We start from the raw sequence: 17839 nt of genomic DNA, 5'->3' as shown, positions 1-17839 counted from the left end.
GTGCGGTGCGGACGGTTGCCACGCCCCGGCGAGCGGACGGTGCGAACGAACGGTTTCGGCCGAGATCGCGGTGCGACCGCGAGAAGTGGCGGAGTCGCAGCGCATAATTGCCGGCGAGTCGAACCCCGGGCGTGACCGACCGAGACGACCGCGAGCGAGCGGTTCGACGCGACCGGGCGGTCGGACCCGACCGGACAAAGGCAATCGCCGCCGCGCTCGCAGTGTTCGTCGGGTCGGTCGTCCCGGTCCCGGCGGGGTCGTCGACGAGTGGAGACGGCCTTCTCGACCCCGTCGTCGCGACGCTCCCGGCCGGCGTCGGTCTGACGGAACCGTTTCACTTCGCCGGGTACGCGCTCATAGCGGCCCTGCTCGTTCCGGTCGCCCCGCGAGGTCGTCGGGGAGTCGCCCTCGCGGTCGTCGGCGCGGCCGCGTTCGGGTTCGGGATCGAACTCGTTCAGGCGCCGATCCCGTGGCGGTCGTTCGCGTGGCGCGACGCCGGCGTCAACGCCGTCGGTGCGGTCGTCGGCGCGGCCGTCGGCACCGTCACCGAAGACCCGCAGGCACCGACGAGCGGCTGAGACCGATCTTGCGGCGTCGCCGTGGTCAGCGCCCCGGCGGACCCGCGCGGCCTCGCCCCCGCCGCCGCACGGTCGCCGTCAGGTCGGCGTTCAGCCGCGAGCGCTCGAAGTAGATCTGCTCGTACTCGCTCGACTCGTACTCCGCGTAGAGGTCGAGCGGGAGCTCGTCGCCGTCATCCGCGTCCTCGACAGTGTCCGCGAGGTCGCCGTCGTCGACGCGGACGACCAGCCGCTCGTCGCCCTCGTCGAATGCGACGTGTTCGGCGTCGAGGTGGTCGCCCTCGGGCGTCCACACGGTGGCGGTGTCCTCCGCGACCGACTCGACGTCGTCGGGCGCGTCGAACTGCGCGACCACCTTGCCGTTCCCGTCGACGGTGACGGCGGCGTCGGGGAGGTCGCGGTCGACGCGCTGCATCCGGCCCTCGGGCTCCGGCGCGATCGTCTCCTTCTCCTCTAGGTAGTTGACGACGGTCGTCGCCTGAAGCTCTCCCGTGTCCTCGATCACCTTGTCTTCAAGCGGGTAGCCGCTCCCGCCGTTCGCGATGTAGCTGTTGACGGCCACTTCGTACGTCTCGTCGGGGTCGAGCGGCTCGCCGCCGACGTACACGTCGCGGACCAGTTCGTCGGCGTCCTCGTGGGGGACCCACTCGAAGCGCAGGCCGCTGGTCTGCTGGGAGATCTCCTCGCCGAAGCTCTGCCCGGTTTCGCTCTCCAGCGTGATGACCTGACTCTCCAGCGTCTCGACGAGCTCCTCGCCGGTGAGCTCCAGCGAGACGACGGTGTTCGGGAACGGGAGGGTGTTGAAGATGTCACCGCCGGTGATCTCGCCGGGGCCGTACACCGAGTCGGAGCGGATGCCGCCGGCGTTCGTGATCGCGGCGTCGGCGTCGACGCGCTCGCGCATCGCGTCCGTGATCAGGTTCCCGTAGCCGGTCTCGCGGTGGTAGTTCGCTCCGAACGTGGCGTTGAGCGGCGTCTCCGTCTCCACGACCGGCGAGTCGAGGCTCACCTCCGCACGGTAGTCGTTGATGATCTGCGACGCGGTGGGGTCCTTCTCGATGTCGTCGGTGACCTCGATCAGCCGCCCGTCGAACCCGGTGACCTCGCCCCCTTCGATCGTCAGTTCGATCTCGCTGAGGAAGGCCGCGCGGGCCCGCGCCTCCGAGATGATCGACCCGTCGACCGCTTCGGGCGGATAGCGCTGCTCGTCGTCGCCGACGACCACGACGTCGATGTCGTCGTCCGCGTCGGCCTCCGCGAGGAGCTCGGCGTCGTCGATACCCGTGTGCGCGAGCGCGATGACGGCGTCGACGTCCTCCGCTTCTTTGAGCCGCTTCGCCTCGGCGGGCCCCGTCTCGGTGTAGTCCTCGATGGTGACGCCCTCCGCCTCGAAGTCGATGTTCGTCTTGCCGGTCGTCGCGCCCTGGTCGGCAAGCCCGATGAGCCCGACGCTGACGCCGCCGCGATTAACGATTTCGGAGGATTCCGTCCCGTCGAACGCATCGCCGGTCTCGCTGTCGACGAGGTTGGTCGCCAGCCAGGGGAACCCGGAGTCCGCCGTCACGTCCGAGATGGGGTCGAACCCGTAGTCGAACTCGTGGTTTCCGATCACGTCGGCGTCGGGGTCGACCTCGTTGAGCACGTCCACCGGTGCGCGCCACTGCGAGATGGGGCTGAGCGCGTGCGGGCCCACTTGGTCGCCGCCGCCGACCACGACGACCGGGCCGTCCGCCGCCGCCCGGCGCTGTTCGATGAGCGTCACCAGCCGCGGGAAGTTCTTGTCCTCCGCCGCCGCCGTCTGAATGTCGTTGTACGACAGGACTGTGAGCGTCGTCGCCCCGTCCGCGGCCGTCGCCGATCCGGAAACGAACGACCCGCCCAGTACGATTCCACCCGCTCGCAACACGTCACGCCGTCCGTAGTCACGGTCCCGTGACATCAGTTTCTTTCACTTAGCGGCGTTTCTAAAATCTTTCTATAGATTAGTATATATTTGTATTGATGAGACTTTTTACAACGCTACTCGAATGCTCGATCAGGATTCGAGGCCCGGAAGCGGCGCCGCTCCGTCTCCAACCGGCGACTGGTCCCCCGAGGCCGATCACCCTTCTGAGACCGACCGGTCGGCGATGACGACACCGCTTTACGCGCTCGTCCGCTTTCCCCGACAATGAGCCAACCGAGCCCCGACGCGTACGAGCAGGGGCGCGGGATGGACGCGCACAACGCCGTGATGCGCGACATCCGCGCCGAGCGCTCGGAGACGTACGACCCGACGGAGCCCACCCGCGTGTGGATCGACGAGGACAACACGCCAGACGGCGTGGTGAACTCCCTGACGATCATCTTAAACACCGGCGGCTGTCGGTGGGCCCGCGCGGGCGGCTGTACGATGTGCGGCTACGTCGCCGAGTCGGTCGAAGGCGGCAGCGTCGCCCACGAGGACCTCATGACGCAGATCGACGCGTGTCTCGACCACGAGGCCGAGGAGGCGGACGAGCCGGCGGAGCTGATCAAGATATACACGTCCGGCTCCTTCCTCGACGAGCGCGAGGTGCCCGCCGAGACGCGGCGCGCCATCGCCGAGACGTTCGCCGACCGGGACCGGATCGTCGTCGAGTCGCTGCCGGACTTCGTCGACCGCGAGAAGATCGCCGACTTCGCGGACCACGGCATCGCGACCGACGTGGCGGTCGGACTGGAGACCGCGACCGACCGCGTGCGCCACGACTGCGTGAACAAGTACTTCGATTTCGCCGACTTCGAGGACGCCTGCGCCGAGGCCGCCGCGGCCGACGACGACTTCGACGCGGCCGTGGGGATCAAGGCGTACCTTTTGATGAAACCGCCCTTCCTCGCGGAGCCGGAGGCCGCCGCCGACATGATCGACTCGATCCGTCGGTGCGCCGACGTCGAGGGGTGTCACACCGTCTCGATGAACCCGACGAACGTCCAGCGCTACACGATGGTGGACGAACTGTTCTTCGAGGGCGGCTACCGCCCGCCGTGGCTCTGGTCGGTCGCACACGTGTTAGAAGCGACTGCCGACGTGGACGCAATCGTCGTCTCAGACCCCGTCGGACACGGTTCCGACCGCGGGGCGCACAACTGCGGCGAGTGTGACGACCGCGTCCAGACCGCCATCAAGGACTTCGACAAACGCCAGGACCCGAGCGTCTTCGACCAGGTGTCCTGCGAGTGCGAGGCGACGTGGGAGTACGTGATGGAGGCGGAGACGAGCTACAACATGCCGTTAGCGCGGTAGCTGCGGCGCGACGAGACCGCGGCGCGACGAGACCGCGGCGCGACGAGACTACGGGGCGTCGAAGGCGAGCGGGTCTATTCCGGGACGATGGTGACAGTTCGCGATCAATACACTTCCGGTTTTAGAAATGAATGATCTGTTCTGCGGGATTTCGTGATAGACACCGTCATGTGAACCCCGATCATGCCGAACGATCAGGTCGAAAAAGACCCTTATAGCTTCGGCACCTACGGGTGTGTATGAACGCAGACGCCAGCGGTCCCCGGTCCTCCCGCGGGAAGTCGGTCCTCTTCTGTGCGGAGTGTCACTTCGAGAGCGCCCTCACGGACGGTTGGCTCGTCGTCAGCGACAGCGACGGGCGCACGATCGTTTGTCCGGAGTGCGGCCACGTCGCCGACCACCGCTCCGAGCGGTCAGCGCCGACGCCACAGCCCGCCGACTGACCGAATCGAACCGAGCCTGTCCCTCTTTCCCTCCGCTTTCGACGGAGATCCGTCAGTTCGCTTCCGGGGCCCGCTCTGCGAGCACCGGGATCGCGTCCAGTTTCTCCTCGTCGAGGGCGTCCCAGTCGACGCCGTCCGGTCGGCCGTGCGGCGTCTCGGTCCGGATGGTTCGCTCGGGCGTGACCACCACGTCGAGCGGGACGTCGTGTGCGTCGGGCTTCGGGAGCACCGTCGGTCCGTCCGCAGCCGACACGTCGCCGCCGACCGCCGACTCGGGCCCGTCGAGGACGGAGAGTTCGTGAACGGTCGTCGCGACCGTCGTGTCGCTGTCGACCGCGTCGAGTTCGCGGAGGACCGCCCACTCGAGGTCGCTGTACCCCTCGCCTTTGCCGATCCGGGCGCCGTCCGTCGCGACGCCGACGGAACCCGCGACTATCAGGTCGACGTGCGGGTGATCCTCGGGAGCGGTGGGCGTCCCGTACTCGGAGATGCCGGAGACCGTGGTCGCGTCGTCGATCTCGTCCGGCGGGATCTCCGTCGGGTCGAGCCGGAGGAAGGGATCCGGGTCGCGGAGCCGGGGCTGCGCGACGTAAACGGTCTTGCCGGCGCGGAGCGCGGCCCGACGGACCGGGAGCTGCGGCGCGTCGGGGTTGGCCTTCAGCGTCGCGGCCGACCTCCACGCCGCGGTCGCCGTGAGACGGTCCGCCGCCGCGTCGGCCCCGGCGAAGTTGGGGATGCGGTCGTGCGGCGGGAACGGGAACCGGGCCTGATCGCCCTCGTCGAAGGCGTCCCACACCGCGTCGCGGACGGCCTGTTTGTCCATGTCGACCGATGGAGAGCCGCCGGTAAGTAGTCGCCGCCGCGACGCGCCTTTTAACCCGTTCAGGCGCACAGGGGCGGACATGTTCGAAGACCGGCCGGACCGCGACGCCGAGGTCGTCCTCGTGGGGCGCTCGAACGTCGGCAAGTCCACGCTGATGCGCGAGCTGACGGGGCACGATTTCTCGACCGGGAGCAAGCCGGGCGTCACTCGACAGCCCAACCACTTCGACTGGGCCAGCGAGGGGTTCATGTTCACCGACCTGCCCGGCTTCGGGTTCATGTCCGGCGTCGAGGACGAACACCGCGAGCAGATCAAGACGGACATCGTCCGCTACCTCGAGGACAACGCGGACTCGATCCTCGCCGGCGTCGTCGTGATGGACGGGAAGGCCGCGGTCGACATCATCGACCGCCACACCGAGCGCGGGAACATCCCCCACGACGTGGAGATGTTCGGCTTCCTCGAAGACGTCGGCGTCGAGCCCATCGTGGCGGTGAACAAGACCGACAAGATCGACGACCTCGACGAACGGCTCGACGAGATCTGCGACCGCCTCGGGCTCTACCCGCCGTGGCAGCAGTGGTCGGACCGCGTGGCGCCGATGTGCGCGAAGCGCGGCGACATCGAGGCGTTAGAGGAGTGTCTCCGAACGCGGTTCCACGACCACAACCGCGACGACCTGCTGAAGTTCGTCTCGTGAGCAGCTGAACCGGAGAGCGGCGAGATTTACGAAGCCCCAGCCGCGCGCGCCGCAGTTCAGTTTGTACCCAATCGAGTCCAGAACCGTCGGGCTCGCGCCCGCTCAGAACTCGAACCCGACCGCGTCGCGGCCGGGCCGGAGCGGGCTCTCGGGGTACGGCGGCTCGGCGTCGGGGTCGTTGAACGCGCCGGGCGCCACGTCGTTCGGCGCGCCGGGGTAACAGAGGGCGGCGAGCGTCTGGATCGCGGTGCGCCCGCTGGCGAGTTCGAACTGCCCGCCGCCGTACATCTCGATCCCTTCACGCTCGCAGTATTCGATGGTCTCGAACAGCGATTCGAGCGTGCCGAACCGCGAGGGCTTGATGTTACACCACCCCGGTTCGACCGGGAGCGACTCGAGGCTCTCGACGCCGTCGATCGGGTAGTCGAACGAGAGGCGGTCGGCCTGCGGTTCGACGAGCGCGCTCGTCTGCGGGGTGAACGCCGCGTCCTCGACGACCGCGGCCGGGAACGCCGCGAACACGTCGCGGTACAGCTCCGGGTCGGGCTCGACGTCGACCTCGGTCCCCTCGTACCAGCCCTTCAGATCGAGGACGCGGACGGCCTCGGTCTTTCGGAGCGTCTCGAACGCCGCCTCGGGCCACTCCGGCGTCGGGTCGAGCTTGAACTCGAGGTCCGCGTCGAGCGCGAGCAGGTCCTCGACCCGCTCGGTCGACGGCGGGTCGCCGAGCCGCGTGGAGACGACGAAGCGGACCGGGTCGGGCTCGATCCCGAGGCACTCGCCCAACGACTCCTCGCGCTGGCGGAGCGCCAGGTCGAGCGCCGCGCTCTCGACCGCCCAGCGGCGGTAGTTGCGAGAGGTTTCCTGTTCCGGCGGCTTCTCGCGGAACAGATCGATCTCGTCGAGCCGATCCGACAGGGAGTCGATCGTCCACTCGCCCTCGATGTCGATCGGGTCCGTCCCGACGAGCGCGTCGTGGTCGGGCGTCTCGTAGGTCACGTCCTCGCCGCGGCCGACGACGCCGTCGCCGGTGAGGCGGAACTCCGTGGTCGTCCGCTCGAAGCCGCTCGTCGTGTTCGCGACGTACCGCCGGCGGCCGACGGACTCGATGGTCACCGGGAGGTCAGCGATCCGCCTGTAGTGGCTCATGGGACCACAGACGGGGCGCCGTGACTTAAATCGAAACGGCGAGGAGACCCGAGACGGCGCGACTCGAGGAGGTGGCGGCCCGGCTCAAGCGAAGGTCTCGGGCGCGGCGTTCCGAAGCGTCGCGATCCGAGTAGCGAGCATCCAGAACAGCGGGACCACGGTGAGCGCGACCGCGCCCGCCGCCGCGACCTGTAACACGGTCGTGGTGAGCCACGGCTCGGCGTCGGCGTACGGGAGCGACGTGTGGGTCACCTCGCCCGTCAAGGGGACGAAGTAGTCCATCAGCAGGTCGACGGTGTACCACGCGGCCGCGACCGCGACCGCGCGGAGCGGGAAGTCGGTGATGCGGTGGAGGACGAACGCCTGAACGACCATTCCGAGGTGGCTCACGAGGAGGAACGCGTACAGCGCCGGGCCCGAGTTCGCGAGGAACTGCGGGGAGAAGACGATCAGGACGTACGGCGTCCACAGCCCGAGCTTGACGTTGCCGAAGAAGGCGAGTGCGGCGAGCGTGTCGCTCGATCTGCCGAGCGCCCACGCGCCGAGCGCGACGGCGATGAGCAGCGTCGCGCCGGGGCTGTCCGGAATGAAGATCCACATCTCGGTCGGGAGGGCCTGAAACTGGAACCGATAGTACCAGAAGCCGAAGGCGGTGCCGACGAGGTTGATGGCGACGATGACCCACGCGAAGCGGAAGGCGACGTCCTCCAGCCACTCCGGGAGGGGCGCGACCCACCGCGGCAGCGACTCGCGGTCCGGCGGATCGCGTCCGAGCGCGCCGACGATGTCCATACCGCCGGCTCGGACCGGGCGGGCAAAGCCGTGGCGGTCGCGGCGGACGCGGCCGGGGGACCGAGCCCGAATCGGCGGCCGTGGCGGGGTGAGATCGGGTCGCGAGCCGCGCCGGCGTAGGGGGTCCGCCGGCCGCCGCGAGGAAAAGGGCTATGAGCGCCCGGCGGGAAGGCGGGGCCATGCGCCCGCGAACGCTGCTCGCGCTGCTACTCGTCGTCCCCCTCGTGGACGCGCTGTTTCTGATCGTGGTCGCGACGCGGCTCGGGTGGGCCGTGACGGTCGCGCTCGTCGTGTTGACGGCCGTCCTCGGAATGCTCCTGTTGCGCGCCGAGGGGCGCGCGACCCTCGCACGCGTCCAGCGCAAGCTGGCGCAAGGGACGCCGCCGACCGACGAACTGCTCGACGGCGGGCTGTTGATCGCCGCGGGCGCGTTCCTGCTCACCCCCGGGCTCGTCACCGACGCGGTCGGGTTCCTGCTCGCGCTGCCGCTCTCGCGGGTCCCGATCCGGATGGCCCTGAAGAAGTACGTCGTCGTCCCGTACATCGAGAAGGAGACGGACGGCTTCTTCTCGGGGAACGTGTACGTCGGCGGCTTCCCGAACGACGGCGAGGACGGCTTCTCGATGGGCGGCGCCGGCTTCCCCGGCGGCGGCCCCGGCGACGGTTCAGACGGGTTTTCGGGCGGTGACGGGGGCGGCCACGACGCCGGCGACGCGGCCGGCGGGAGTTCGGCGGCCGACGACGACGTCGTCGACGTCGACTTCAGCGTCGAGGAGGAGGAGCGGACCGGAACCGACTGACGACGCCGGCCTCCAGACGCCGCGTGAAACCGCCACACGGCGGGGCGACTCGCGAAAGGAAACCCTTAAAATCCTACCCGCGCAACGATTGAATGCGCTCACCTGGGCCAATAGCTCAGTCAGGTTGAGCGCTCGGCTGATAACCGGGAGGTCCACGGTTCAAATCCGTGTTGGCCCACCTACAACGCGCACGGTCTTCGGCCGTGCGGGATTGGTGGGCTGGGACTCCCCAGCCACCCAATTTCGTCGTTATACACCGCTAGAGGCGCTGATAGCGTGTCTTGTCCGAGCAGGAATTACCGCGGTAGTCACCACCGCCCCCCGATCCGCGGTGGCAGAGGCAATCTCGGCACGAACGGGAGCGGCTCGACATCGGCCGAGGTAGCCGTCTCACCGCGACGTTCACCGTTCGACTGAGTTCAGTCGTGAGCGCGTTTGTGGCCCGACGACCTCCTGAGCCTCGGTCGACGCTCGCAACTAACCATTTGTACACCGCCCGTGAGAGAGGGGTATGGAGCAGCTGACGTGTTACGACTGCGGGGAGACGTTCCCCTTCGGCGACGCGGCGCGCTGTCGCTGCGGCGAGCCGCTCTGGTTCGAGACCGACGCCGCGGGGTTCGACTGGCGCGACGCGAGCGGAGCGACGGCGGGCGGCGTGTCGCTCGGCCGAGACACGCTCTGGCGCTACGAGTCCGTGCTTCCCGCGACGGTGCCCGACGGGCTCGCCGCCGCCGCGGGCGGAACGCCGCTGTTCCGCGCCCCGTCGATGGAATCGCCGGACGGCCCTCGGGTTCACCTCAAGGTTGAGGGCGTCAACCCGACGGGGAGCTTCAAGGACCGGGGGACGGCCGTCGGCATCAGTCGGCTCGAGGGCCCGGTCGGAACGGTCTCCCACGGCAACATGGCGCTGAGCGTCGCCGCGCACGCGGCGGCGGTCGACCGGGAGGCGATCATCCTCGTGGCCGAGGACACACCCGACTCCCGGCTCGCGATGATCGCCCAACACGACCCGCACCTGTTTCGAGTCCGCGGCGACTACGGGCGGCTCTACGACGACACCCTCGAACGCGACCTCGGCGCCGCGTTCCTCAACTCGGACGCCCCGCTCCGTGTGGCCGGACAGAAGACGGTCGCGTACGAGATCTGCGAGGCGTTCGCCCCCGACGCGCCCGACGCGATCGTCTTGCCGGTCAGCAGCGGCGGGCAGGCGAGCGGCGTGTGGAAGGCGCTTCGGGAACTGGACGCGGCCGGACTGCTCTCGGCGGTGCCGCGGATCTACCTCGCGCAGGCCGCGCGGTGCGACCCGATCGCACAGGCGTATCGACGCGGGGCGTCGCGCGTCGAGTCCGTCGAGGGCGAACCGACCGCGGCCGTCTCGATCAACAACGCCGATCCGCCGAGCGGGAACCGGGCGCTGGCCGCCGTCGCGGAGACGGGCGGCGGCGTCGTCTCCGTCGCCGAGGAGGTGATGATCTCCGAGCGGGACCGGCTCGCGGCCGACGCCGGCGTCTCCGTCGAGCCGTCCTGCGCCGTGGCCACGGCCGCCGTCCGGGAGCTCACCGCGTCCGGCGAGTTCGGTTCCGACGACGACGTCGCCGCGATACTGACCGGATCGGGGTACAAGTACGGGACGTCCGACACCGATATCTCGTCCGTTCGGGAGGTCGACCGGACCGACGTCCCCGACGCGGTCCGCGAGGTAGTGTCCTGACGGTCGAGCGCGCCGACGTCGCTCGGGGAGGTGCTCCGCGGGACCGGCCGCGCCCCCGTGTCAGTAGCTCGCCAGCGTCTCGTTCCGGGTTCCGGAGAGGTACCGCTCGATGTCCCCGTCGCGCCACCCGACCGGAGCCAGCACGCTCTCGACGGCGCGCACGGCGGCGTCCTCGTACCACGCGGCGTCGTAGCGGTCGACGTCCTCGAACGCCAGTCGGACGCGCGCCGGACCGCGGGCGTCCGCGTCGACGACGACGTACCGGACCGTCTGCCCGGGGGCCAGTCCGGCCCCCTCGGTCTGCGCCCGTTTCAGCGCGGCCACGGTGAGGGTCTCGCGCGAGTAGTCGCCGACGGTCTTCGACACGCGGTTGTCGACGACGAGGTCGGCGTGGTCCGCATCGCCCGCGCGCAGTTCGCGGAGTCGCCGCCGGAATGCGTCGCACACCGCCTCCGGCGAGCGCGTCTCGTCGAAGACGCGGAGCGCCTCGCGCTGGACGTCCTCGACCCACGCCGGGGTCGAGCGCTGCCGGCCCTCGATCCCGCGGGTCTTGACCGCGTCGCCGAGCCCGGTCTCGGGGTACGGCGCGCCGCGTCGCCTCCCGAAGTAGCGCGTCAGCGCGCCCGACTGCGAGTTTCGGGTCGGACAGAACGCCACCCAGTCGAACGCGCACTCGTACTCCAACTCGACGCCGGCCTCCTGGCTTATCTCGTCGGCGACCGCGGTCAGGGGGCGCTGCTCGCGGCCCTCGGCGGGCGTCACCCAGATGGAGTCGACGATGCCGTGGAGGACGCGCCACCCGGCCGCCTCCAGCGCACCCTTCGCGTCGAGGAGGATCTCGCGGGCGTACGCGTTGATCGCCTCGTGACACTCGATACGGCCGAACTTCGCGTTGCTGAACCCCTGATACCCGAAACAGGAGACGAGGATCCACTTGATCGCCGACGAGGCGGCCGCCAGCCGCTCCCGCTCGTCACCGTCGGCGTCGGCCAGGTCCGCTTTGATCTCGCTCCGGGCGTCGATGAGGGGCCCCAGCACGTCCGGCAGGTAGCCGTCGCGGTCGCAGACCGAGTAGCCCAGTTCCGGGACGTCGTCGGTCTCGCAACACCCGCACCGGACGGTCTCGGGCGAGAGGTTGCGCGTCCGGATGATGTTCGGGTACAGCGACGCGAAGTCGAGCTCGTGGACGTCCTCGTGGACGCCGACCTCCGGGGCGAGCGTCGTTCCGCCGCGGTCGGCGTCGTCGAGCGTCGCAGCCGACTTGAACAGCTCCGGGCGCCACGCCCGCCAGGGGACGACCACGTCGCGGCGCCGCGCCTCGCGGATCTGCATCGCCGTCAACACCCGACCGATGGAGGCCCAGCCGAGCTCTTGGAGGGGTAATCCCGAGCGTTCGACGAGGTCGAGACACCCCTCGAGTCCCGACTCGTGGTAGAAGAAGGAGTTGGACTCGTCGACGACGACGCGCCCGGGCACCGCGTACCGCGCGGGCGAGTGGCCCACCCGCCCGTAGGAGGTGTACGTCGACTCGCCGGCGAGCTTCGCGTACCCCGGTCGGCGGCCGAGTGCGAGGTCGACGCCGACGGCGTCGGCCGCCTCGAACAGCAGCGGGACGAGGTCGGCGGTCGACGCGATCAGCACGTCCGGGTCGCGGTCGTCGAGGGCCGCCCGGACGCCCGCGACGACCTCGCCCGGCGACGACCCGACCCGCTCGCCGTCGACCGTGAGGTGCGGGAGCGACTCGACGCCCGACTCGTGGCGGGGACGTTCCAAGCGCATGGCCCGGAGATCGCGGACCTCGCGGTCGGGCGCGGCCGGCGCGTCCGTTTCGAGGCAGTACCGGAGTTCCCGCGTGAGATCGACGTCGTAGCAGGTGTACGCGTCCGGGCGGTCGAACCCGCGGACCCGCTTCGCGATCGTCCGGACGGCGTCGATCGACGCCGCGTCGACGCGGAGGAGCGGGCGGGCGGTCGTCCGGAACGTCTGGCGGTGCGACTCGACGTCGAGCGCGTCGACCGCCGCCTGCCCGTCGAGGAACGACCGGAGGTCACACAGCGCGTCAGAGAGCCCGTCGCGGGCCGGCGGCGTCGGGTCGGGGCCGCCCGCGCGCCCGTAGAGGTCGTCGACCGGGTCGCCGACGAACAGCGTCGGGCGGTAGCTCTCGCGGACCTCGCGGTCGGCGCCGTCCGACGCGAGCCGCCACTCGGCCACGCGACCGTCGTCGAGGAAGTCGACCGTGAGGACCACGGCTACGCGTCGTCGAGGGCGTCGACCCGCGACTCGAGCTCGGCGATGCGGCGCTCCTGTTCGAGCGCGACCGCCATCCACACCGGCGCCAGCGGGTCGGCGTGGTTGAGGTGGCCGGCGGCGTCCGCGCGGTCGCGGGCGTGAGCGAACAGCCGGTCGAACCGCTGCTGGTCCCCGCGGCGCAGCGCGCGGCGGAACGGCCCCCACTCGTCTTCGAGCGCGGTTAGCCGGTCCCGGTACGTCGGGGTCGTCCGGCCCATCAGCGGACCCCCGTCGCGGCGGCCGGGCGGTCGAGCGCCGCCGACTCGTGCATCCGGGCGCGGTGTTCGAGGACCTCGCGCCAGTACGCGAGCGTCGTCTGTATCCAGCCGTCGGCCCCGTGGTACACGAGGGTCTCCGCCTCGCCCGCGGCGCCCTCGAAGCGCGGGCCGAACGCCGTCGCCCGGCAGGTGAGGTGCGTCGCGGCGGCGCGGCGGAGCGGGCGCGAGAGCTCGTCGTCGCGGCAGCGCGTCACGAGGACGGGGGCGTCGTGGAGGCGGGCGACGCGCGCGACCGACGCGACGGCGCGGACGAACATCGCCTCGGCCAGCTCGCCGTCGACGTCGGCGTCGCGGTAGCGCGCGTCGAGGCCGGTCGCGAGGACGACCGACGGCGACGCCCGGGCCGCGAGCCGGCCGGCCAGCCGGTCGAGCAGCGCCGTGTGCTGGTGCGCCGTGAACCCGCGGGCCACCTCGACGCGGTCGAGGACGCGGTCGGCCGGCGCGAGCTCGCGGAGGCGCGTCGTGTTCGCTCGGTTCGCGCCGTCGACCCAGAACGCCGGGCCGTCGCTCCCGAGCACGCGGTCGAGCAGCAGCGCCTGAACGGGCGCGACGCCGAGGTCGTCGTCGACGTCGACGAGCGTGACCCCCGGCGCGAGGTCCGGGAGGTCCGCGATCGGTCGGTCGGAACGAGTGGACATGTGCGTGCCGACGGGAAGACGGTAAAAAGGGGTGAGCCATACGCGGGGAGTGAAAGTGGAAGTGGCGAGCGGCGGGTCGCGGTCAGTCCTCCCGCGGGTCGGCGTCGTCGTACCGGCGGACCAGCGCGCCGACGTACCAGAACTTCAGTGCCATCGCGAGCGCTCCGGCGAGGCCGGCCCGGAGGGGTCGGCGACGGTACGCGGCGACGAACGCGTACACCGAGACGGGAACGTTGAGCAGGTTGAGCCAGTTCGGGTACGCGCGGTCGAAGACGCCCGCCTTCCGCTCGCGCGTCCACCAGCGCTCGGCCAGCACCACGCGGGTCATCCAGGCGTCGTCGTCGTCCGGCGGGGAGAACAGGATCGGGTTCACCGCGGTGAACAGGAGCGCGGCGCCCGCGAGTCGCCATCTCCGGTGATAGACGGCGAAGAGGAGCGCCGGCAGCAGGACCGTGCGACTCCAGCCGCTCTTCGGATTGGAGTGGCGGCGCCAGAACCGCTCTTCGAAGTCGTCCGGCAGGGTGGGGGCCATGCGTGAGCGTTTCTCCGAGCGAGCAAATAGCTTCGTCTGCGTCGGGAAGTGTCGAGGCGTGTGTGGTGATTTTCGACCGTCTCGGCGAGTTCGCGGCGGCTCGCCTCCCGCCGGGAGACGCCGACGAGGACGTTGTCATGGCCGGATCTGCCACGGGCAAACCAGCGCACGAGGTCCTCGGCGTGATCGGGGCGGAATTAGGGGTCCGTTGACGACTTGTTCTAGAAGTCGGGGAGTCTCGTCCTGCGATTCCTACGTTGAATCGCTATCTCCAAAGATTCCGTAAAACTGTGCTACACGGTACACAGCGAAGGCAGTGAACACGAGAGGCATCGCTGTAAAGAAGATCAGGATTACCTCTTCGCGAGTGAGTAGACCAGTGATCGCCGTCCGAGCGACTCCGGGTAGTCCTGCGAGGACAATAGGGATGAACAGGAGGATACTGAACAGTAAGGCGGCTGTGAGCTGCGTGTACGGCCACGCGTTGTCACCGACTTCTCTCGATGACATCAGATCCCCACCTCGCTGGGAGTCTTGCGCTCTGTAGGTAGTTGCTCAACCATCCCCCAGTCCTGTTTCGCCCATTCTTGCGAGCGGAGCACGCGGTTGTACGCAGATTGGAATTGGTCCGGATCACCGTGTGCTTCGACGTAGCGAAGGCGGTGTAGCAAGCCGTCCATATTCGCGTTCTGGATCCCGAGGCCGGGACGTCGATTCACTTCAAGCACCATTGGACCATCGTCCTCATCGAAGACAATATCCACGCCAGTGAACCCTAGGCCGCTCGAGATGGCTGCCTGCGAAGCCATCGTGAGGACGTCTTCCCAGTCGGGAATGCTGAATTCGAGATCGGCTCCCGAATCAGGGTGGGAGTCAATGAATTCGTTGCGGGTCTGCTGGTACCCACCGGACGCTTCACCAGTTGCAATATCGATAGCGACGGCGACAGCGCCCGTGTGAATATTCGCAGTTCCATTGGACTCCTCGGTCGGGAGTCGAACCATCGACATCACCGGAAAGCCGAGGAGAGTAATGACTCGAAGGTCGGGGACTCCACCTGTTGTTCGGTCAGCTAGCAGTCCATCAGGTGTGATGAACCCCTCGACGAGGGCCTCTCTCCGAGCGCCATAGTCACTGACACCACCGACACAGATATTTCGCGTATGGGCCACGATTTCATCAGCCGTTAGCCGCCCACGGTTCGTGAGGAACTCGTTGGTCTCCTCGTCGCGACCACGAACAGCGAGTACGTCACGGCCACCGGAGCCATCAATCGGCTTAATAGCGAACTTGTCCTGTGTCTCGAGAAGCGTCTGAAGTTCCTGGAAATCGGACTCATCCTCAGCGATGAGATAGGTGGCAGGCGTGGGAATCGAAAGCCCGTGAAGAGTTCTCTTTACCTTGCCTTTATTGAACGTCGACATGACCGACGCGGGGTTGTATTTGCTGATGAACTCTCGATTTCTGATGCGCATCGTGAGAATATTACCGGCATTTTTTGCTCCAAGAGAGCGCCGTAACGTTCTGAATCGGAGGTATTCGCCGAGGCGAGTATCAGTGGCCGTCCCGAGGAAAATGTTGATAGCTACAAGTGCGACCCACAGCTCCGGAGAACGGATGACGAATCCGACGAGTGGCTCGTAGCTGATAATAAAGAACGCTACAGCGATACTGACAAGCGTAGCAGCGAGGCGGCGTGCCGCAGGCGGCCACCCGGTTTCGGTGAGACTCCCGACGAAGCGCTCAGCGTACCAAGTGGTCAACACCACCGGAAATAGAATAATCGCCTGAAGCGATGAGAGATCTTGGAGTTGGCCAGCGGCTTCGATTACAAATAAGCCAATAGCTGCGACGACGAGGAGTGACGCCACACGGTGGGCGGTTCCGAGATCCAAGTCACTGATTGCGACACGAGCGAGTGACGTGATGATGAAGATATAAGCGATAACGATAAACCCCCAAAACGGTCCAATAATCACCCACGAAAAGGAGAGAATTACTGGCCCGAACACGCCGAAGGTGCTCATACCGAGTTCATTCCGAAGGATCGCGATAATCGTCCCGGCGACCATCAGCTGGAACGCAAAGTCGAGATCTCGAGCTACCGGCACGAACAGATCAGAATTGGCCCGGAGAAACACTGCTACGACAGCAAGCCCGAACAGAAGCACCAAACTCGGGAGATGCTGTTTGAGATCTAGATCCACGAGTTCCCTACGAATATGTCGCAAAGTATAGTCAGATTACTCTCTTCATTCTGGGGCGATATGGTCCTCTCACGCCCATTCACGGGAACGCACCTGATGTACATTATATACCTATCAATTAGCGTAAGAATACTTAAAGTAATCTCTTCCTAATCATCGTTACTGGAGTAAAAACACCATATGCTAGTCGAGACGCCAAGCCGGTAGTCACTCAGAGCACCTGTCGGTTTCAGAAAGTGAACTCCCCTTACTGACCGATCACTCTCTCCCGTAGACCGGCCTCGGTTTGTACCTCATTCACGCCGTATTCAACACGACTGCCGAAACCAATCACCGATTGAGAGATTCACGATAACGGGATGTATAAGAAGTCGGGAAGTCGGGAATCAGCGATGCTCGTCGATCCACTCGCGCGTGGAAGTCGTCGGCGCCGCACAGGTCAGCGATCGAGTGGAGCGTCCCGGTCGGGATCTCGTCTTCCGACGCCATCGGCACAGTTACCACGCGAACCTCGTCCGTGTCCGGTAACTCGTACCGCATCCTCAGGTGGCTCTCGACTCGACCGACGCAATCCTAGCCGGAGCGTGGAGAACAGACGCGATCTCGCGTCCGAGAAACTCGTCCGAACCATTCACTTCGTGAAGTCAGGAAGCTCCTCGTCGCCGGGTTCCGAGTCGTCGAGGTCCCACTCTTCGAGATCCCCGTCGGTGACGGGCTCGCCGCCGCCCTCGTGGAGTTCGATCGCCTCCGCGAGCATCCGGAGGGCTTCCGCCTTCGTGTCGCCGAAGGAGGCGACACCGGGTACGACTGCCCGGCCGGGTTCGGGACCTCGAAGGTGTCGAGTCGGGCGCTGTCGTACGCGAACAAGGTCGACCGCCTCGACGAGTTCGCCGAGCGCTCCGGGGACGTGGTCGCCGAGAACCTCGACTGGGCCGACGTCTTCGCGAAGTACGACGGCGAGGACACCGTGTTCTACTGCGACCGCCCTACGTCGGCTACGAGGACTACTACCTCGTGAACGCGATCGACCACGAAGCGCTCGTCGACGGGATGGCGAGACTGGAGGACGACTGGGTCTGCTCGTACGAGGACCTGCCGGAGACGTTCGAGGACGTGTACGTGCTCGACCGCGACGAGAAGCGGTTCATCAACAGCGGGAAGCGTCGCTCGACGAGCGGGCGGACGGACTGATCGCGTTCTGCCAAGCGAACGGGATCCACATCGATGAGCGCGAGGCGCACCTCCGGGTCCGAATGGGGAACCTCGCGGACGAGTCCTAGTCAGGGCTGGTGACGCGGCTCAAGCGATACTGGGTCGGTGCGGGTCGCGATCCGGAGCGACTGAAAGAGGCGGTGTCGCACTACCGAGACGCGTCGGGTCCGAAGATCCGGCCGGTGCGGAGTGCGTGGGGGAAGGGGCAGACGCTCCGGTAGCGCGGCCCCTCGTGAGTGGCAACACTACCCAGATCCTGTTTTCGCCACGATCGGTCCTCTCGACCGGTTGGTTCGCGACGATCTCGACCGCAACACAAGCGCGGATCCGGACTCGACGAGCTGCTCGCCGACACCGAACCGACACCGAGGGGTCGGTTGGCGGTTAGGGGTGTGGCTAAGGCCACATAGCTAAGATACCAC

18 protein-coding genes, 1 tRNA gene and 1 pseudogene are annotated in these 17839 nt (G+C 67.7%); 9 read left to right on the top strand and 11 right to left on the bottom strand.

The window, feature by feature from the left end:
• Positions 1 to 131: 131 nt before the first annotated feature.
• A complete protein-coding gene (locus tag ACZ5KW_RS11100; RefSeq protein WP_343776377.1) occupies positions 132 to 578 on the top strand; it encodes a hypothetical protein in 447 nt (148 codons plus the stop codon).
• A 25-nt stretch (positions 579 to 603) separates the two neighbouring features.
• Here the strand turns inward: ACZ5KW_RS11100 and ACZ5KW_RS11095 are convergent, their stop codons facing one another.
• Positions 604 to 2484 carry a bifunctional metallophosphatase/5'-nucleotidase gene (locus ACZ5KW_RS11095; protein WP_343776980.1) on the bottom strand — a complete coding sequence of 627 codons (1881 nt, stop codon included), beginning with the start codon at positions 2482 to 2484 and terminating at the stop codon, positions 604 to 606.
• A gap of 264 nt (positions 2485 to 2748) precedes the next feature.
• Here ACZ5KW_RS11095 and ACZ5KW_RS11090 point away from each other — a divergent pair, with 264 nt between their 5' ends.
• Together ACZ5KW_RS11090 and ACZ5KW_RS11085 are read left to right on the top strand one after the other, a co-directional pair.
• Positions 2749 to 3843 (top strand): archaeosine biosynthesis radical SAM protein RaSEA, encoded by a 1095-nt coding sequence (locus ACZ5KW_RS11090; protein ID WP_343776375.1) that lies wholly within the window; start codon positions 2749 to 2751, stop codon positions 3841 to 3843.
• 239 nt (positions 3844 to 4082) lie between these two features.
• Entirely contained in the window at positions 4083 to 4286 is a 204-nt protein-coding gene (locus ACZ5KW_RS11085) for a DUF8106 domain-containing protein (protein WP_343776373.1), read from the top strand.
• A gap of 52 nt (positions 4287 to 4338) precedes the next feature.
• Here the strand turns inward: ACZ5KW_RS11085 and ACZ5KW_RS11080 are convergent, their stop codons facing one another.
• Entirely contained in the window at positions 4339 to 5109 is a 771-nt protein-coding gene (locus ACZ5KW_RS11080) for a 5-formyltetrahydrofolate cyclo-ligase (protein WP_343776371.1), read from the bottom strand.
• A 79-nt stretch (positions 5110 to 5188) separates the two neighbouring features.
• On the opposite strand from ACZ5KW_RS11080, the gene engB reads away from it, so the two are divergent.
• Complete coding sequence (engB, locus tag ACZ5KW_RS11075; protein WP_343776369.1) at positions 5189 to 5809, top strand: GTP-binding protein EngB; 621 nt, start codon at positions 5189 to 5191, stop codon at positions 5807 to 5809.
• 102 nt (positions 5810 to 5911) lie between these two features.
• Here the strand turns inward: engB and ACZ5KW_RS11070 are convergent, their stop codons facing one another.
• Positions 5912 to 6958, bottom strand: a complete 1047-nt coding sequence (locus ACZ5KW_RS11070; RefSeq protein ID WP_343776367.1) for an enolase-like domain-containing protein — start codon at positions 6956 to 6958, stop codon at positions 5912 to 5914.
• A gap of 84 nt (positions 6959 to 7042) precedes the next feature.
• Positions 7043 to 7750 (bottom strand): DUF1405 domain-containing protein, encoded by a 708-nt coding sequence (locus ACZ5KW_RS11065; protein ID WP_343776365.1) that lies wholly within the window; start codon positions 7748 to 7750, stop codon positions 7043 to 7045.
• Positions 7751 to 7929: 179 nt separating this feature from the next.
• Between ACZ5KW_RS11065 and ACZ5KW_RS11060 the strand changes: the two genes are divergently transcribed.
• The 3 genes from ACZ5KW_RS11060 (at position 7930) to ACZ5KW_RS11050 (ending at position 10261) form a co-directional block, all read left to right on the top strand.
• The gene (locus tag ACZ5KW_RS11060; RefSeq protein ID WP_343776363.1) at positions 7930 to 8550 is read left to right on the top strand and encodes an FxsA family protein; all 621 of its coding nucleotides are present in this window, start codon (positions 7930 to 7932) and stop codon (positions 8548 to 8550) included.
• Between the two features lie 104 nt (positions 8551 to 8654).
• A tRNA-Ile gene (locus ACZ5KW_RS11055) sits at positions 8655 to 8728 on the top strand.
• A gap of 333 nt (positions 8729 to 9061) precedes the next feature.
• A complete protein-coding gene (locus ACZ5KW_RS11050; protein ID WP_343776362.1) occupies positions 9062 to 10261 on the top strand; it encodes a pyridoxal-phosphate dependent enzyme in 1200 nt (399 codons plus the stop codon).
• 60 nt (positions 10262 to 10321) lie between these two features.
• Here the strand turns inward: ACZ5KW_RS11050 and ACZ5KW_RS11045 are convergent, their stop codons facing one another.
• The 7 genes and pseudogenes from ACZ5KW_RS11045 to ACZ5KW_RS11015 all read right to left on the bottom strand — a co-directional run.
• Positions 10322 to 12508 carry a type B DNA-directed DNA polymerase gene (locus ACZ5KW_RS11045; protein ID WP_343776360.1) on the bottom strand — a complete coding sequence of 729 codons (2187 nt, stop codon included), beginning with the start codon at positions 12506 to 12508 and terminating at the stop codon, positions 10322 to 10324.
• A 2-nt stretch (positions 12509 to 12510) separates the two neighbouring features.
• Complete coding sequence (locus tag ACZ5KW_RS11040; protein WP_343776358.1) at positions 12511 to 12768, bottom strand: DUF8156 family protein; 258 nt, start codon at positions 12766 to 12768, stop codon at positions 12511 to 12513.
• Positions 12768 to 13466, bottom strand: coding sequence for a P-loop NTPase family protein (locus tag ACZ5KW_RS11035; protein WP_343776357.1), 699 nt, complete (start codon positions 13464 to 13466; stop codon positions 12768 to 12770). Before ACZ5KW_RS11035 ends, ACZ5KW_RS11040 begins: the two co-directional genes overlap by 1 nt.
• An 82-nt stretch (positions 13467 to 13548) precedes the next feature.
• Positions 13549 to 13998: a DUF6653 family protein gene (locus tag ACZ5KW_RS11030; RefSeq protein ID WP_343776355.1), complete on the bottom strand. Its 450-nt coding sequence runs from the start codon at positions 13996 to 13998 to the stop codon at positions 13549 to 13551.
• 252 nt (positions 13999 to 14250) lie between these two features.
• On the bottom strand, positions 14251 to 14508 hold the full coding sequence (locus tag ACZ5KW_RS11025; RefSeq protein ID WP_464388568.1) for a hypothetical protein: 258 nt from the start codon (positions 14506 to 14508) through the stop codon (positions 14251 to 14253).
• Positions 14508 to 16205: a sugar-transfer associated ATP-grasp domain-containing protein gene (locus ACZ5KW_RS11020; protein ID WP_343776353.1), complete on the bottom strand. Its 1698-nt coding sequence runs from the start codon at positions 16203 to 16205 to the stop codon at positions 14508 to 14510. The genes ACZ5KW_RS11025 and ACZ5KW_RS11020 overlap by 1 nt, the downstream gene beginning before the upstream one ends.
• A gap of 631 nt (positions 16206 to 16836) precedes the next feature.
• Positions 16837 to 17004, bottom strand: a pseudogene (locus ACZ5KW_RS11015) (type II toxin-antitoxin system HicB family antitoxin); the annotation flags it as partial.
• Between ACZ5KW_RS11015 and ACZ5KW_RS11010 the strand changes: the two are divergent.
• Both ACZ5KW_RS11010 and ACZ5KW_RS11005 read left to right on the top strand, forming a co-directional pair.
• Positions 16936 to 17223, top strand: coding sequence for a DNA adenine methylase (locus tag ACZ5KW_RS11010; protein WP_343776350.1), 288 nt, complete (start codon positions 16936 to 16938; stop codon positions 17221 to 17223). The pseudogene ACZ5KW_RS11015 and the gene ACZ5KW_RS11010 sit on opposite strands and share 69 nt — an antisense overlap.
• Positions 17220 to 17396 carry a hypothetical protein gene (locus ACZ5KW_RS11005; RefSeq protein ID WP_343776349.1) on the top strand — a complete coding sequence of 59 codons (177 nt, stop codon included), beginning with the start codon at positions 17220 to 17222 and terminating at the stop codon, positions 17394 to 17396. Before ACZ5KW_RS11010 ends, ACZ5KW_RS11005 begins: the two co-directional genes overlap by 4 nt.
• Positions 17397 to 17839: the final 443 nt, after the last annotated feature.

The sequence above is a fragment of the Halorubrum ejinorense genome (genome assembly GCF_055389685.1).
This window is presented reverse-complemented; position numbering and strand designations above follow the sequence as displayed.